Origin of the sequence: Micromonospora sp. WMMA1976 (assembly GCF_027497335.1) — a bacterium.
GTDB lineage: Bacteria > Actinomycetota > Actinomycetes > Mycobacteriales > Micromonosporaceae > Micromonospora > Micromonospora aurantiaca.
Genome location: NZ_CP114912.1, coordinates 5,843,024 through 5,859,206, shown reverse-complemented (window position 1 = coordinate 5,859,206; position 16,183 = coordinate 5,843,024). Strand labels below are relative to the sequence as shown.

Here is a 16,183-nt window from a genome sequence, read left to right as displayed (position 1 = left end):
GCGCCCGAGCCGAGTTCGCTTCGGGTTGACTGTGCTCATGGACCTACCGACCGTCGACCTGCCGGCGCTGCCCCGGCTGCTCGCCGCGCCCGCCCCCGGCTGGGTGGAGACGACAGACGTGATCGTGGTCGGCTCCGGCGTGGCCGGGCTGACCGCGGCGCTGCACCTGCGCGAGGCCGGCCTGCACGTCACGGTGGTCACCAAGGTCGACATGGACGAGGGCTCGACCCGCTGGGCGCAGGGCGGGATCGCCGCCGTGCTGGACCCGGCGGACACGCCGGACGCGCACGCGTACGACACGGAGGTCGCCGGCGTCGGCCTGTGCGACCCGGCGGCGGTCCGCGCACTGGTGGCCGAGGGCCCGACCCGGCTGCGCGAGCTGATGCGGATCGGGGCGGAGTTCGACCGCAACCCGGACGGTTCGCTGATGCTGACCCGGGAGGGCGGCCACCGGGCCGACCGGATCGTGCACGCGGGCGGTGACGCCACCGGCGCGGAGGTGCAGCGGGCGCTGCACGACGCGGTCCGCCGCGACCCGTGGATCCGGCTGGTCGAGCACGCGCTGGTGCTGGACCTGCTGCGCGCACCGGGCGACGGACCGGGCGGGCTCGGCCCGGCCTGCGGCATCACGCTGCACGTGCTCGGTGAGGGCAGCGAGGACGGCGTCGGCGCGATCCTCGGCCGCGCGGTGGTGCTCGCCACCGGCGGCATGGGGCAGGTCTTCGCCGCCACCACGAACCCGGCGGTCTCCACCGGGGACGGCGTGGCGCTGGCGTTGCGCGCTGGCGCTGCCGTCACCGACGTGGAGTTCGTCCAGTTCCACCCGACCGCGCTGATCGTGCCGGCGGGCGGCCCGGGCGCCGGGCTGGCCCAGCAGCCGCTGGTCTCCGAGGCGCTGCGCGGCGAGGGCGCCCACCTGGTCGACGGCGACGGCAAGCGGTTCATGGTCGGCCAGCACGAACTGGCTGAGCTGGCACCCCGGGACGTGGTCGCGAAGGGCATCCACCGGGTGCTCCTCGCGTCCGGCGCGGACCACGTGTTCCTGGACGCCCGGCACCTGGGCGGCGACTTCCTGGCCCGGCGGTTCCCCACCATCGTGGCGTCCTGCCTGGCCATCGGCGTGGACCCGGCGACCGACCTGATCCCGGTCGCGCCGGCCGCGCACTACGCCTCCGGCGGCGTCCGGACCGACCTGCGAGGCCGTACCTCCATCCCCGGCCTGTACGCCTGCGGCGAGGTCGCCTGCACCGGCGTGCACGGCGCGAACCGGCTGGCCAGCAACTCGCTGCTGGAAGGGCTGGTCTTCTCCCGCCGGATCGCCGAGGACATCGCCGCCGGGCTGCCCGAGCAGGCCCGCCCGGCGGAGACCGGCGCCTGGGTGGGGGGTCCGGGCGCGCTGGTGCCGGCGTCCGGCACGGCGGAGCTGCAACGGGCGATGACGCGGGGCGCCGGCGTGCTCCGGTCGGCGGACACGCTGGAAGCCACCGCCGCCACGCTCGCCGGGCTGGGCGCGGGCCGGGGCGTGCCGCGTACCGCCGACTGGGAGGCGACGAACCTGCTCACCGTGGCGTCGACGCTGGTCGCCGCCGCGTACGCGCGCCAGGAGACGCGGGGCTGCCACTGGCGGGAGGACTTCCCGACGGCCGACGAGCGGTGGCTGGGCCACCTGGTGGCCGAGGTGGGCACGGACGGCATGGTGGCCGAGCGCTGGGAATCCCGTGAGCGCGAGGAGTGAGCCGGTCTTGCGAGCCCCGCAGTCACGAACAAAGGAGGCACAGCTGATGAGGGAGTCGACGGAGCGGGCGCTGCGGGACGGCGGCCTGGACCCGGAGCGGGTCCGGCACGTCATCGTCGACACGCTGCACGAGGATCTGGGACCCGACTTTCTCGACGTGACGAGCGTGGCCACCATCCCGGACGAGCAGCACGACACGGCCGATCTGGTGGCGCGCGCCGACGGTGTGGTGGCCGGGCTGCCCGTCGCCGCCGCCGTGTTCGAGCTGGTCGGCGAGGTGACCGGCGCGGGGCGTACGGTCGAGGTCTCGCTCGTGGCTCACGACGGGCAGCGGGTGGCGCGCGGCGACGTGCTGGCCACCGTGTCCGGGCCGACCCGGCTGCTGCTGACCGCCGAGCGGACGGCGCTGAACCTGCTGTCCCGCATGTCCGGGGTGGCGACGCACACCCGGGCCTGGGCCGACGCGCTGGCCGGCACGAAGGCGACGGTGCTGGACACCCGCAAGACCACGCCGGGCCTGCGGGCGCTGGAGAAGTACGCGGTCCGGGCCGGCGGCGGCACCAACAAGCGGATGGGCCTGTACGACGTCGCCATGATCAAGGACAACCACAAGGTCGCGGCGGGCGGGATCGCTGCCGCGTTCCGCCGGGTCCGGGAGGCGTTCCCCGATGTCGCGGTGCAGGTGGAGGTGGACACGCCGGCCGAGGCGGTGGAGGCGGTCGAGGCGGGCGCCCGGTTCCTGCTGCTGGACAACATGACCCCGGCGCAGCTGCGCGAGGTGGTGGCGTCGGTGGGCGACCGGGCGGAACTGGAGGCCACCGGCGGGCTGACGCTGCCGATGGCGGCCGAGTACGGCGCGACGGGTGTCGACTTCCTCTCCGTCGGCGCGCTCACCCACTCCTCACCGATCCTGGACATCGCCCTCGACCTGCGTGACGTCTAGGCTGCCGCTGTGCTGCTCTGCATCGACATCGGAAACACGAACACCGTGCTGGCGACCTTCGACGGCGACAAGCTGGTGCATTCGTGGCGGATCAAGACCGACGCCCGTTCCACTGCGGACGAGCTGGGTCTGATGTTCCGGGGACTGCTCGCCGGGGACGCCGTGGAGATCACCGGCGTGGCCGCCTGCTCGACAGTGCCGGCCGCGCTGCGCTCGCTGCGCACCATGCTCGACAGGTACTACGCCGACCTGCCCAGCGTGATCGTCGAGCCGGGCGTCCGGACCGGTGTACAGCTCGCCATCGACAACCCGAAGGAGGTGGGCGCGGACCGGGTGGTGAACACGCTGGCCGCGTACACGCTCTACGGCGGGCCGTCGATCGTCGTGGACTTCGGCACCACCACCAACTTCGACCTGGTCAGCAGCCGGGGGGAGTTCCTCGGCGGTGCGTTCGCGCCGGGCATCGAGATCTCCTTCGACGCGCTGGCCGCCCGCGCCGCCCAGCTGCGCAAGGTGGAGGCGACCCGTCCTCGTTCGGTGATCGGCAAGAACACCGTCGAGTGCCTTCAGGCCGGGCTCTACTTCGGCTTCGCCGGCCAGGTGGACCGGATCGTCGAGCGGATGTCCGAGGAGCTGGGCGGCGTGAAGGCGGTCATCGCCACCGGCGGCCTGGCCTCGCTGGTGCTCGGCGAGTGCCACACCATCACCCACCACGAGCCGATGATCACGCTGATCGGCCTGCGGATGGTCTACGACCGCAACGTCTGAGGTCAGCGGCGGCGGGCCCGCAGCACGAACGTCCGGTAGGGCAGCTCGACCGTCTCCCGGCCGGCCAGGTCCGGGTGGGAGGCGAACAGCTCCGCCAGCTCCGTGTCAACCCGTCGCCGCTCGTCCGCGTCAGCGGTCAGCCAGTACGAGCGGGTGTGCAGCATGCCCACCACCTCGTCCGGCGTGAGCGTGGTGGCGTGCGCGAACTCGCCCACCTCGACGTCGGTGAAGGCGGCGCCGAAGTCCGCGTATCGCTGCGTCACGTCGCCCGCGTTGTCGCCGAGGTGGGCGATCCGGGTCAGCTCCGCCACCCAGCCGACCTGCTCGTCCCGGATGTTCCAGACCGGCGCGAACGTGCCGCCCGGGCGCAGCACGCGGGCCACCTCGGCGTGCGCCGGCTCCCTGTCGAACCAGTGGTAGGCCTGCCCGGCCAGCACCGCGTCCGCCGACCCGTCCGGCAGCGGCACCGCCTCGGCGCTGCCGGCCAGCGCCGTCGTACCGGGCGTGGCGGCGGCCAGTTGCGCCCGCATCCCCGGATCCGGTTCCACGGGTACGACCTGAGCCACCGGCCCGGTCAGCGCCAGGAGTCCGCGGGTGAGGATGCCGGTGCCGGCGCCGAGATCGACCACCCGGGCGTCGTGCAGCCCGTCCAGCGCCCAGCGCAGCGCGGCCTCCGGATAGCGGGGACGGAACCGGTCGTAATCGGCCGCGGCGGCGCCGAACGAGAGGGCCGCAGTGGGGTCGGTCATGGCGGGCAGGTTATCCCGTAACGGCCGCCACGGCGCTTGAGTACGCTCATGTGCTGACCCCGCCGATGTCCCCAAGGCCTGAGGAAGCGTGCCGTGACCGAGCAGAACGCCCTGCCAACAGACCCCGCCGACGACCTTCCCGAGCAGATGAAGGTCCGCCGGGAGAAGCGGGACCGGATGCTCGCCGAGGGCGTCGAGCCGTACCCGGTGGGCTTCCCGCGCACCACCACGCTCGCGCGGCTGCGCGAGCGCTACGGCGACCTGCCCACCGACACCGCCACCGGCGACCGGGTCTCGGTCACCGGCCGGGTGATCTTCATTCGCAACACCGGCAAGCTCTGCTTCGCGACGCTGCGGGACGGTGACGGCACCGAGGTCCAGGCGATGCTCTCGCTGGACCGGGTCGGCGCCGAGCGGCTGGGGGACTGGAAGCGCCTGGTCGACCTCGGCGATCACGTCGGCGTGACCGGCGAGGTGATCACCAGCCGGCGCGGCGAGCTGTCCGTTCTCGCCGAGGATTGGGCGGTGACCGCCAAGGCGCTGCGCCCGCTGCCGGTGGCGCACAAGCCGCTCAGCGAGGAGTCCCGGGTCCGCCAGCGCTACGTGGACCTGGTGGTCCGGCCGCAGGCCCGGCAGATGGTCCGTACCCGGGCCACCGCCGTCCGCAGTCTGCGCGACACCCTGCACGGGCAGGACTTCATCGAGGTCGAGACGCCGATGCTGCAACTGCTGCACGGCGGTGCGGCGGCACGCCCATTCGTGACCCACAGCAATGCGCTCGACACGGATCTGTATCTGCGAATCGCGCCGGAACTGTTTCTCAAGCGCGCGGTGGTCGGTGGCGTGGACCGCGTCTTCGAGATCAACCGCAACTTCCGTAATGAGGGCATCGACTCTTCGCACTCACCCGAGTTCGCGATGCTGGAGGCGTACCAGGCGTACGGCGACTACCACACGATGGCGGAGCTGACCCGAAATCTCGTACAGCAGGCCGCAGTGGCGGTCGCCGGCTCGACGGTGGTGACGCACGCCGACGGGCGTGAGTTCGATCTGGGCGGCGAGTGGCGGTCGGTGTCGCTGTTCGGTGTTCTTTCCGAAGCGCTCGGTGAGGAGGTCACCGTCCGCACCGAAAGGGCACGCCTGGTCGAGTACGCGGACAAGGTCGGTCTCTCCGTCGACCCGAAGTGGGGGCCGGGCAAGCTGGCCGAGGAGTTGTTCGAGGAACTGGTCGTGCCGTCGCTTCAGGCGCCGACGTTCGTCATGGACTACCCGGAGGAGACCAGCCCGTTGACCCGGGCCCACCGCAGCGAGCCGGGCCTGGCCGAGAAGTGGGACCTCTACGTGCTCGGATTCGAGCTGGGCACCGCGTACTCGGAGCTGGTCGACCCGGTCGTGCAGCGGGAGCGGCTGGTGGCCCAGGCGCAGCTCGCGGCGCGTGGGGACGACGAGGCGATGCGACTGGACGAGGATTTTCTCCGAGCGATGGAGTATGGAATGCCGCCGTCCGGTGGCATGGGAATGGGAATCGACCGGCTGCTGATGGCACTGACCGGGCTCGGAATTCGGGAAACGATCCTGTTCCCGTTGGTCCGGCCCGAGTAGACGGCTCGCCCCCGCAAGCCTTCTCCGGCTCGTTACCCGGTCCTATTGACGGAACAAGCGCCGGACGGGTTATTGTGCTCGGAGTATTGCAGGAGTACAACCCTGCTCGAAAGGAATGTGGGACGTGGCCAAGCAGATCATTCACAAGCTGGTCGATGACCTGGACGGCGGGGACGCTGACGAGACCGTCAAGTTCGCGCTCGACGGTGTGCAGTACGAGATCGACCTCTCCGCATCCAACGCCGGTAAATTGCGTGACGTATTCGCGCCGTACATCGCGAACGGAACGAAGGTCGGTCGCGGGGGTGTGGTCGTGGGCGGCCGGGCCGCTCGGGGCCGGGGCGGCGCGACCGCCGACCGCGAGCAGAACCGGGCCATCCGCGAATGGGCCAAGAAGGCCGGCAAGGACATCTCCGACCGGGGCCGGATCCCGCAGGAGATCGTGGACGAGTACCACGCGAAGGCGGGGCACTGACCCCACCCTCGTCACGGGCGACGCGACGCCGGGCCGGAGTGCGACTCCGGGCCGGCGTCGCCGTTTCCGGTCCGCCGTCACGGTTGGACCGCGCCGTGCCGGTCCCGTCGTCCCTGTGCCGGATGTCCGGTCCGGCCCACAGTGCCGCCCTCGGTCGCGGCGGCAGGGAAGAAAACCCCGCCGGGGACGGTTGTCCACAGGCGGTGGAGACTTCATCCACAGGCTGTGGACGACCCCGGCGGACGCATCGGTTGCCGCCTCCGGTCCACTCGACCGGCCGTTCGGGTGCCGGTCGAATTTCGCTCTGCGCGTACAGGCAGGGGCCCCGGAACACCTCCTGAGCGTGGACGGTTGTCAGAAACGACGTCGGAACGGTCATTCGCGAGGGCACACGACCTCAGCGGAGACGGTCCGCGGCGATAGAGTAAGGAGGCACGGACGCCCGTCCCGGACGTCCGCGCACCGGCCCCGCCGAGATCTGACCATCAAGGCGCACGGCACGTGAGGAGCACGAGGGCATGTTCGAGCGGTTCACCGACCGAGCGCGACGGGTTGTCGTCCTGGCCCAAGAAGAGGCCCGGATGCTCAACCACAACTACATCGGTACGGAACACATCCTGCTGGGCCTGATCCACGAGGGTGAGGGTGTCGCGGCAAAGGCCCTGGAGAGCCTCGGCATCTCCCTGGAGGGCGTGCGCCAGCAGGTCGAGGAGATCATCGGCCAGGGCCAGCAGGCACCGAGCGGGCACATCCCGTTCACGCCGCGGGCCAAGAAGGTGCTGGAGCTGTCGCTGCGCGAGGCGCTGCAGCTCGGCCACAACTACATCGGCACCGAGCACATCCTGCTCGGCCTGATCCGCGAGGGCGAGGGCGTCGCCGCCCAGGTCCTGGTGAAGCTGGGCGCCGACCTGAACCGGGTCCGCCAGCAGGTCATCCAGCTGCTCTCCGGCTACCAGGGCAAGGAGCCGGCCGCCGCCGGCGCCGCGCCGGGTGAGGCCGCGCCGTCGACCAGCCTCGTGCTGGACCAGTTCGGCCGCAACCTGACCCAGGCCGCCCGCGAGGGCAAGCTCGACCCGGTCATCGGGCGCGAGAAGGAGATCGAGCGGGTCATGCAGGTGCTGTCCCGCCGCACCAAGAACAACCCGGTGCTGATCGGCGAGCCCGGCGTCGGCAAGACCGCCGTGGTGGAGGGCCTGTCCCAGAAGATCATCAAGGGCGAGGTGCCCGAGACGCTGAAGGACAAGCAGCTCTACACGCTCGACCTCGGTGCCCTGGTCGCCGGTTCCCGCTACCGCGGTGACTTCGAGGAGCGCCTGAAGAAGGTGCTCAAGGAGATCCGCACCCGCGGCGACATCATCCTGTTCATCGACGAGATCCACACGCTCGTCGGTGCGGGCGCGGCCGAGGGCGCGATCGACGCCGCCAGCATCCTCAAGCCGATGCTGGCCCGTGGTGAGCTGCAGACCATCGGCGCCACCACGCTCGACGAGTACCGCAAGCACCTGGAGAAGGACGCCGCTCTGGAGCGTCGTTTCCAGCCGATCCAGGTGGGTGAGCCGTCGCTGGCCCACACCATCGAGATCCTCAAGGGCCTGCGGGACCGCTACGAGGCGCACCACCGCGTCTCCATCACCGACGCCGCTCTGGTCGCCGCCGCGACGCTGGCCGACCGGTACATCTCCGACCGGTTCCTGCCGGACAAGGCGATCGACCTGATCGACGAGGCGGGCGCCCGGATGCGGATCCGCCGGATGACCGCGCCGCCGGACCTGCGCGACTTCGACGAGCGCATCGCCCAGGTGCGCCGCGACAAGGAGTCCGCGATCGACGCGCAGGACTTCGAGCGGGCCGCCCAGCTGCGCGACACCGAGAAGCAGCTGCTGGGTCAGAAGGCGCAGCGCGAGAAGGAGTGGAAGGCCGGTGACCTGGACGTCGTCAGCGAGGTCGACGACGAGCAGATCGCCGAGGTGCTCGGCAACTGGACCGGCATCCCGGTCTACAAGCTGACCGAGGAGGAGACCTCGCGCCTGCTGCGCATGGAGGACGAGCTGCACAAGCGCGTCATCGGCCAGGAGGACGCGGTCAAGGCGGTCTCGAAGGCGATCCGGCGTACCCGGGCCGGCCTGAAGGACCCGAAGCGCCCGTCCGGCTCGTTCATCTTCGCCGGCCCGTCCGGCGTCGGTAAGACCGAGCTGTCCAAGGCGCTCGCCGAGTTCCTGTTCGGCAGCGAGGACGCCCTCATCCAGCTCGACATGTCGGAGTTCCACGACCGGTACACGGTGTCCCGGCTCGTCGGTGCCCCTCCCGGCTACGTCGGCTACGACGAGGGCGGGCAGCTGACCGAGAAGGTGCGTCGCCGGCCGTTCTCGGTGGTCCTCTTCGACGAGATCGAGAAGGCCCACCCGGACGTGTTCAACACGCTCCTCCAGATCCTGGAGGACGGGCGCCTCACCGACGGCCAGGGCCGGATCGTGGACTTCAAGAACACGGTCATCATCCTGACCACCAACCTCGGTACGCGCGACGTCGCCAAGGCGGTGTCGCTGGGCTTCCAGGCCTCTGAGGACTCCGAGTCGAACTACGACCGGATGAAGCAGAAGGTCAACGACGAGCTCAAGCAGCACTTCCGGCCCGAGTTCCTGAACCGGATCGACGACACCATCGTCTTCCACCAGCTGCGCGAGACCGAGATCCTCTCGATCGTCGACATCATGATCCAGCGCATCGAGACCCAGCTGCGCAACAAGGACATGGGCCTGGAGCTGACCGACAACGCGAAGAAGTACCTCGCGAAGAAGGGCTTCGACCCGGTGCTGGGCGCGCGGCCGCTGCGTCGCACGATCCAGCGCGACATCGAGGACAACCTGTCCGAGCGGATCCTGTTCAACGAGCTGACCCCGGGTCAGATCGTGGTCGTGGACTGCGAGGGCGACCCGGAGAACATCGACAAGTCCAAGCTCGTCTTCCGGGGCGCGGACCGGCCGGACGCCGTGCCGGACGCGGTCCCGGCGGACCTCGGCGGCACCGCCGCCACGGGCGCTGACGACGCCGCGTAGGTCCGCACAGTTCGAGGGCGACGGCCCCGGTAGGCGAAAGCCACCGGGGCCGTCGCCTTCTCCACGCCCGCCGCCCCGCCCCTCCCCGCCCGCCCTTGCCGTGGTCGATCATGAGGTTGACCGCACTTGGCGCCCCATTTGTCGCCGCTAACTTCATGATCAACGGGGCGAGCCGAGGGCGGGCGGAGGCGGGGGTCGGGGTCAGGGTGGGGTGGGGTGGGGTGGGTGGGTGAGGGCCGTCAGGGGAGGGGGACGGCGGGGCCGTCGCCGGCCAGGCGGAACGACTCCTCGCCCACCGGTTCCACCAGGCCGTCGGTGACCAGGCCGGCCAGCGCTCGCGCCCGCTGCACGTCGTCGTGCCACACCTGGTCCAGCCGCTGGTGCGGCACCGGGCCGGTGGACTCCCGCAGCACCGCGAGCAGCAGTCCGCGTACCTGCCGGTCGGTGCCGGCGTAGCGCTGCGGCCGGCGGGTCGGTCCCTCAGGCGCGGCCCGCCCGGAGGCCCGCCAGGCGCAGCTCGACTCGACCGGGCAGATCGCACAGCGCGGCGTGCGGGCGGTGCAGACGACGGCACCGAGTTCCATGAACGCGGCGCTGGCGAGCGCGGCGGCGGCCGGCTCGGCCGGCAGCAGTTCCTCGGTGGCGACCAGGTCGGCCGGGCGGGTGGTGGGGCCGGCGTCGGGTTCACCGGCGATCGCCCGGCACACCACGCGCCGGACGTTGGTGTCGACCACCGGGTGCCGCTGCCCGTACGCGAACGCGGCGACCGCGCGGGCCGTGTACGTGCCGACACCGGGCAGCGCCAGCAACTGGTCGAGCCGGTCGGGCACCACGCCACCGTGGCGTTCCATGATCGCCACCGCGCACTCGCGCAGGCGTACCGCCCGGCGGGGGTAGCCGAGTCGCCCCCACATCCGGATCGCCTCGGCCGGGGTGTCCTCGGCGAGCGCACGCGGTTCGGGCCAGCGGGCCAGCCACGCCTCCCACGCGGGCACCACGCGGACCACAGGGGTCTGCTGGAGCATGACCTCGCTGACCAGGATCGCCCAGGCGCCGATGCCGGGCTTGCGCCAGGGCAGGTCGCGGGCGTTGCGCTCGTACCACCGGCTGACCTGGGTGGCGAATGTGGGCTCGGACATCGCGCCGCCGATCATGTCACGGCTGTCTTTCCCGCAGGTTGGGCGGGGCGGGTGGCCGGGCGCGATCGATCATGGGCGACGGGGCAGAATGTCCGAATGAACGAGCTCGCGATCACCGTCATCGGCCGGGACCGGCCGGGCATCGTGGCCGACGTCGCGGAGGTCCTCGCCCGGCTCGGCGCGAACCTCACCGACTCGACGATGACCCGGCTGCGGGGACACTTCGCGATGACCCTGATCTGCGTGGGCCCGGCCGCCGCCGACGTGGAGGCCGCGCTGGCCCCGCTCGCCGCCGACGGGCACCTGCTGGCGACCGTACGCGCGGTCACGCCCGACGGCGGCAGCGAGCCGACGGGGGAGCCGTACGTGCTGGCGGTGCACGGCGCCGACCGGATGGGCATCGTCGCGGCGATGACCCGGGTGCTGACCGACGCGGGCGGGAACGTGACCGACCTGAGCACCCGGCTCACCGGTTCGCTGTACGTGGTGGTCGCCGAGGTCGAGCTGCCGCCGGGTGTGTCGGACGAGGTGGCCGGCCGGCTCACCCGCGTCGCGGCGGAGCTGGGCGTGGGGGTCAGCCTCCGCCCGGCGGACACGGACCTGCTGTGACCGGGCCGGAGTACGCGGGCCTGGGCGGCTGGACCCCGGAGAAGCTCGGCCTCCCCGGCGCGGTACGTCCGGTGGTCACCGCCCCGGAGCCGGTGCTGAGCCGACCCGGCCCGGAGGTCGACCCGACGTCTGCCGAGGTGGTGCGCCTCGCCGCCGACCTGGTGGCCACGATGCGCGTCTCGCCCGGTTGCGTGGGCCTGGCGGCGCCGCAGGTCGGGGTGAGCGCGCAGGTGTTCGCGGTGGACGTGACGGGGCATCCGAAGGCGGTCACCGTGCACGGCACGTTCGTGCTCTGCAACGCCCGCGTGGTCGAGGCGTCCCGGTGGAAGGCCGGCCGGGAGGGCTGCATGTCGGTGCCGGACCTGACCGGCGACGTGAAGCGGGCCAGCCGCCTGGTGGTCGAGGGCGCGCTTCCCGGCAGCGGCGAGCCGGTCCGGCTGGTGACCGACGGCTTCGAGGCGCGGGCGCTCCAGCACGAGATCGACCACTGCGCCGGGCTGCTCTTCCTCGACCGGGTAGCCGGCGCGCACGCGATCTACCAGCGCAAGGTCTACCTCTGACGGTGGCCGTCGGAATCCAGTGTGGACGAGCGTGGCCGTACGGCGGTGGGTTCCCGGCGCGTCGGAACGGCGAGCCGTGCGCCGCGCGGCTACGGTAGGCGCATCATGCGTCTGACGGTCGGCCCCCTGCCCCCTGCCGTGTACTGGCGGCGTCGTGCCGTCGTGCTCGGAGCGGGGCTGCTCTTCCTGATTGTCCTGTTGTATTCGTGCACCGGTACGGACCGCAACACCGGCGCGCCGGGCACCGACCCGTCGCCGACCGGTTCCGCCGGGGCGCAGCCCGACCCGTCCGGCTCGGTGCTGACCCCGCAGTCCGGCAGCCCGTCACCGACGGCGGGTGACGCCGGTGGCGGTGGCGCGAACAACGGCGGCACCGGGCCCGGCGGTACCGGCGACGGCGGCGGGAACACCGGCGGGGGTGGGAACGACGGGGGTGGCACCGGTAACGGCGGCGCGACCGGTCAGCCGGTCTCCGACGACGGCACCTGCACCGACTCCGAGTTGCTGGTGACCCCGGTGGCGGTTCCTGCCACCGCCCAGCGGGGCACTGTGGTCACGCTGCGCCTCAAGGTCAAGAACGTGTCGAACCGTACGTGCAGCCGGGACGTCGGCGCCGACCTCCAGGAGCTGTACGTCAAGTCGGGCGCGGAGAAGATCTGGTCGTCGGACACCTGCGGCACCGGCAAGGGCTCGGACGTGCAGTCGTTCACGCCGAACTTCGAGCGCTCCTACGAGCTGGGCTGGAACGGCCGGCTGGACAACAAGTGCGCGAACGGGCTGGCGAACGGTGAGTTTGCCGCGATCGGCGCGTACCAGGTGTTCGCCCGGGTCGGCACCAAGATCAGCGAGCCGGTGAAGCTGACCGTCACCGGCTGAGCGGTCGGTCAGACGTACCGTTCGAGGATGCTCGCCTCGGCGAGCCGGGACAGGCCCTCGCGGACGCCGCGGGCGCGGGCGTCGCCCACGCCCTCGACCGCCTGGAGGTCTTCCACCGTCGCGCCGAGCAGCCGCTGGAGGCTGCCGAAGTGCACCACCAGCCGGTCGACCACGGCCACCGGCAGCCGGGGCACCTTCGCCAGCAGGCGGAACCCGCGCGGGCTGACCGCGGCGTCGAGCGCGTCGGAGGCGGACGGGTAGCCGATCGCCTTCGCCACCGCCACGAGGTCGATGAGCTCGGTGGCGCTGAGCAGGTCGAGTTCGACGAGCGCCTCGTCGAGCGTGCGCGACTTGCGGCCGGTCGGCAGGTAGTCGCGGATGACCAGGGTGCGGTCGGCGTCCACGCCGGCCATCAGCTCGTCGAGCTGAAGCGCCAGCAGACGGCCGTCGGTGCCCAGCTCCACCACGTAGCCGGCGATCTCGTCGGCGATCCGCCGGACCATCTCCAGCCGCTGCACCACCGCCACCGCGTCGCGGACGGTGACCAGATCCTCGATCTCCAGCGCGGAGAGCGTGCCGGAGACCTCGTCCAGCCGCAGCTTGTAGCGCTCCAGCGTGGCGAGCGCCTGGTTGGCGCGGGACAGGATGGCGGCCGAGTCGTCCAGCACGTGCCGCTGGCCGTTGACGTAGAGGCTGATGATCCGCATCGACTGGCTGACCGAGATGACCGGGTAGCCGGTCTGCCGGGCCACCCGCTCGGCGGTGCGGTGCCGGGTGCCGGACTCCTCGGTGGGGATGGACGGGTCGGGCATCAGGTGCGCGCCGGCCTGCACGATCCGGGTGCCGTCGCTGGACAGCACCACAGCGCCGTCCATCTTGCACAGCTCCCGGACCCGGGTGGCGGAGAACTCCACGTCCATCGGGAAGCCGCCGGTGCAGATCTGCTCGACCACCTTGTCGTAGCCGAGCACGATCAGCGCGCCGGTGCGGCCGCGCAGGATCCGTTCCAGGCCGTCCCGCAGGGCGGTGCCCGGAGCCATCAGGGCGAGGTTGGCGCGCAGCGGATCGGCGCCGGCCCCGGCGCCGACGCTTCCGTTGACGCTCACGCTGATGGCACGAGCGGGGTTGCCGGTCACGGCGCCGGTACGGGCGTGCGGCGTCGCCGTTGCGGGCTTTGTGGCATCGCGGTCGATCGGCACGGGCACAGTCTACGGACTGCCATGCGGTGGGTGCTCTCGTGGTTACTGTGATGTGTCACGATGCCCTGCTCGGCCGGGTCGGTGCGGCCTGCGTGGCCTGCCCGGAAACGCCCACCGTGTCACTCCGCCGACGCGCGTGCGGCCGCCTGGAGGGCGGCCCGCACGTCGGTGACCTCGATCACGCGCATGTTCTCCGGCCCGGCACCACTGCTCTCCGGCCCGCACCCGGGCGGTACGAGGGCCAGCCGGAAGCCGAGCCGGGCGGCCTCGGCCAGCCGGCGGGGCACCGCGCCGACCCGGCGGACCTCACCGGTGAGGCCCACCTCGCCGATCGCCACCAGGTGCGGGTTGAGCGCCAGGTTGAGCCCGCCGGAGGCGACAGCGAGCGCCACCGCCAGGTCGGCTGCCGGCTCCACCACCCGGATGCCGCCGACGGTGGCGGCGAAGACCTCCCGGTCGTGCAGCGTGAGCCGCTCGGTGCGGCGCTGGAGCACCGCGAGGACCATCGCGAGCCGGGCGCTGTCGAGGCCGGAGACGGTACGCCGGGGCGAGCCGGCGACGGTGGCGCCGATCAAGGCCTGCACCTCGGTCACCAGCGCCCGGCGCCCCTCCATCGCCACCGTCACGCAGGTGCCCGGCACCGGCTCGGAGTAGCGGGTCAGGAACAGGCCGGACGGGTCGGCCAGGCTGCTGATGCCGCCCTCGTGCATCTCGAAGCAGCCCACCTCGTCGGCCGCGCCGAAGCGGTTCTTCACGCCGCGCACCATGCGCAGCGAGGAGTGCTTGTCGCCCTCGAAGTGCAGCACCACGTCGACCAGGTGCTCCAGCACCCGGGGCCCGGCCACCTGGCCGTCCTTGGTGACGTGCCCGACCAGCACGGTGGCGATGCCGCGCTCCTTTGCGACGGCGACGAGGGCGGCGGTGACCGCGCGGACCTGGGTGACGCCGCCGGGCACGCCCTCGGTGCCGGTGGTCGAGATGGTCTGCACCGAGTCGAGCACCAGCAGCCCCGGCTTGACCGCGTCGAGGTGGCCGAGCACCGCCGACAGGTCGCTCTCGGCGGCCAGGTAGAGCTGGTCGTGCAGGGCGCCCATCCGCTCGGCGCGCAGCCGCACCTGGCTGACCGACTCCTCGCCGCTGACCACCAGCGACGGGCTGCCGGCCCCGGCCGCCCACTGCTGGGCCACGTCGAGCAGCAGCGTCGACTTGCCCACGCCGGGCTCACCGGCGAGCAGCACCACCGCGCCGGGGACCAGGCCGCCGCCGAGCACCCGGTCGAGCTCGCTCACACCTGTGGGACGGGCCCGGGCGGGCGCGGCGCTGATCGTGGCGATCGGCCGGGCCGGCTCGGCCGGCATCCGCGAGCTGACCACCCGGCCGGAGACCAGCGGGCCGGTGACCGTGCACTCGACCACCGAACCCCACTCGCCGCACTCGGGGCACCGGCCCACCCACTTCGGGGGCTGGTGGCCGCAGGCGTCGCACTCGTAGGCCGGACGGGGTTCGCGGGTGGCGGCGCGACCGCGGCCGGCACCGGCGCGGGAGGGGGTCGATCGGGGCGAGGTCACCACCGGACGCTAACCGGCCGGTACGACGAAAGCCCACCCGAAACGGCGACACCGCCGGCGTGGCGCTGGCCACGACGGCGGTGCCGACGACAGAGGGGACGCGGTCAGTGGCCGCCCTCGACGCCGCTGTCCTCACCGACGTGCCGCGGCTCCACGATCTTCGACGGCGTGGCCTCCGGGGTCAGCGGGATGCCGATCGGTGCCGGGGTCGTGACGACCTTGCCGTTGCCGAAGTCGAAGGTCAGGTTGACCTGCTGGCCGACGAGCAGCTTCTCGTTCAGGCCGACGAGCTGGAGGAACCGCGGGTTGCCGGCGTTGAGCTGGGCGTAGCTGAGCGCCGGGATCTCGATCCGGGCCGGCTGGCCGGCGGGCGCGGACTCGCTCTCGCTCGGCGACGGGCTGGCCGACGGCGACCCGGTCACCTCCAGCGACTGGCTCGGCGACGCGCTCGGGTCGGTGGCGGTCGGCGAGGCGGTGGCCGGCTCGGTGGGCGAACCGGTCGGGGTGGCCGCGCCGCTCTCGCCCGCGCCGGAACCGGTGAGCACGATCTCCCGGGCGCTGTCGGTGGTGACCGTCACGGTCACCGGCTTCTCGCTGTCGTTGTAGATCACCACGTTGACCGGCGCGTTCGACCCGGCCTCGTAGCCCTTCGGGCCCGGGAACTGCACGTAGAGCCCGCGCACCTTGTAGAGGTTGTCGGAGGTCTGGACGTTGACGCCCTGTACCGACGGGATCTTGTTGGCGGTCTCGGAAATCTGCCCGGCGCCGCACCCGGACAGCAGCAGGCTCGCCGCCGCCGTGCCGGCCAGCAGCAGGGCCGGCCCCCGGGAACCCCTGATCGAGCGCGTCACGTCGGTCCTCCTCGTCACGATCCCCGCCCGGTCGACCCCCGGGCACGGGGTGG

General features: G+C 72.3%; 14 protein-coding genes. 9 read left to right on the top strand and 5 right to left on the bottom strand.

What is annotated here, in order from left to right:
- Nucleotides 1-37: 37 nt before the first annotated feature.
- Genes O7546_RS27075 through O7546_RS27065 form a run of 3 tightly spaced genes read left to right on the top strand, consistent with a single transcriptional unit; the run spans nt 38 to nt 3,446 of the window.
- Nucleotides 38-1,735, top strand: a complete 1,698-nt coding sequence (locus O7546_RS27075; protein ID WP_281600186.1) for an L-aspartate oxidase — start codon at nt 38-40, stop codon at nt 1,733-1,735.
- A gap of 46 nt (nt 1,736-1,781) precedes the next feature.
- Nucleotides 1,782-2,678 (top strand): carboxylating nicotinate-nucleotide diphosphorylase, encoded by an 897-nt coding sequence (gene nadC / locus O7546_RS27070; RefSeq protein WP_194801942.1) that lies wholly within the window; start codon nt 1,782-1,784, stop codon nt 2,676-2,678.
- Between the two features lie 9 nt (nt 2,679-2,687).
- Nucleotides 2,688-3,446, top strand: coding sequence for a type III pantothenate kinase (locus tag O7546_RS27065; RefSeq protein ID WP_013288955.1), 759 nt, complete (start codon nt 2,688-2,690; stop codon nt 3,444-3,446).
- Nucleotides 3,447-3,448: 2 nt separating this feature from the next.
- Here O7546_RS27065 and O7546_RS27060 read toward each other — a convergent pair whose 3' ends face one another.
- Nucleotides 3,449-4,195 (bottom strand): class I SAM-dependent methyltransferase, encoded by a 747-nt coding sequence (locus tag O7546_RS27060; RefSeq protein WP_194801941.1) that lies wholly within the window; start codon nt 4,193-4,195, stop codon nt 3,449-3,451.
- A gap of 93 nt (nt 4,196-4,288) precedes the next feature.
- On the opposite strand from O7546_RS27060, the gene lysS reads away from it, so the two are divergent.
- From lysS to O7546_RS27045, 3 genes are all read left to right on the top strand, one after another.
- Nucleotides 4,289-5,797 (top strand): lysine--tRNA ligase, encoded by a 1,509-nt coding sequence (lysS, locus tag O7546_RS27055; protein ID WP_269697766.1) that lies wholly within the window; start codon nt 4,289-4,291, stop codon nt 5,795-5,797.
- 124 nt (nt 5,798-5,921) lie between these two features.
- Entirely contained in the window at nt 5,922-6,272 is a 351-nt protein-coding gene (locus tag O7546_RS27050) for an Lsr2 family protein (protein ID WP_013288952.1), read from the top strand.
- Nucleotides 6,273-6,790: 518 nt separating this feature from the next.
- Complete coding sequence (locus O7546_RS27045; protein WP_064446770.1) at nt 6,791-9,328, top strand: ATP-dependent Clp protease ATP-binding subunit; 2,538 nt, start codon at nt 6,791-6,793, stop codon at nt 9,326-9,328.
- Between the two features lie 239 nt (nt 9,329-9,567).
- Here the strand turns inward: O7546_RS27045 and O7546_RS27040 are convergent, their stop codons facing one another.
- Nucleotides 9,568-10,467 (bottom strand): A/G-specific adenine glycosylase, encoded by a 900-nt coding sequence (locus O7546_RS27040; protein ID WP_194801939.1) that lies wholly within the window; start codon nt 10,465-10,467, stop codon nt 9,568-9,570.
- A 96-nt stretch (nt 10,468-10,563) separates the two neighbouring features.
- Here O7546_RS27040 and O7546_RS27035 point away from each other — a divergent pair, with 96 nt between their 5' ends.
- The 3 genes from O7546_RS27035 (at nt 10,564) to O7546_RS27025 (ending at nt 12,512) form a co-directional block, all read left to right on the top strand.
- A complete protein-coding gene (locus O7546_RS27035) occupies nt 10,564-11,076 on the top strand; it encodes an ACT domain-containing protein (RefSeq protein WP_013288949.1) in 513 nt (170 codons plus the stop codon).
- Complete coding sequence (locus tag O7546_RS27030; protein ID WP_194801938.1) at nt 11,073-11,636, top strand: peptide deformylase; 564 nt, start codon at nt 11,073-11,075, stop codon at nt 11,634-11,636. Before O7546_RS27035 ends, O7546_RS27030 begins: the two co-directional genes overlap by 4 nt.
- A gap of 105 nt (nt 11,637-11,741) precedes the next feature.
- Entirely contained in the window at nt 11,742-12,512 is a 771-nt protein-coding gene (locus tag O7546_RS27025) for a hypothetical protein (protein ID WP_194801937.1), read from the top strand.
- An 8-nt stretch (nt 12,513-12,520) separates the two neighbouring features.
- Here the strand turns inward: O7546_RS27025 and disA are convergent, their stop codons facing one another.
- The 3 genes from disA to O7546_RS27010 all read right to left on the bottom strand — a co-directional run bounded on the left by disA (nt 12,521) and on the right by O7546_RS27010 (nt 16,130).
- Entirely contained in the window at nt 12,521-13,711 is a 1,191-nt protein-coding gene (gene disA, locus O7546_RS27020; protein ID WP_194801936.1) for a DNA integrity scanning diadenylate cyclase DisA, read from the bottom strand.
- A gap of 119 nt (nt 13,712-13,830) precedes the next feature.
- The gene (gene radA, locus O7546_RS27015; protein WP_194801935.1) at nt 13,831-15,279 is read right to left on the bottom strand and encodes a DNA repair protein RadA; all 1,449 of its coding nucleotides are present in this window, start codon (nt 15,277-15,279) and stop codon (nt 13,831-13,833) included.
- 104 nt (nt 15,280-15,383) lie between these two features.
- Complete coding sequence (locus O7546_RS27010; RefSeq protein ID WP_194801934.1) at nt 15,384-16,130, bottom strand: hypothetical protein; 747 nt, start codon at nt 16,128-16,130, stop codon at nt 15,384-15,386.
- Nucleotides 16,131-16,183 lie beyond the last annotated feature (53 nt).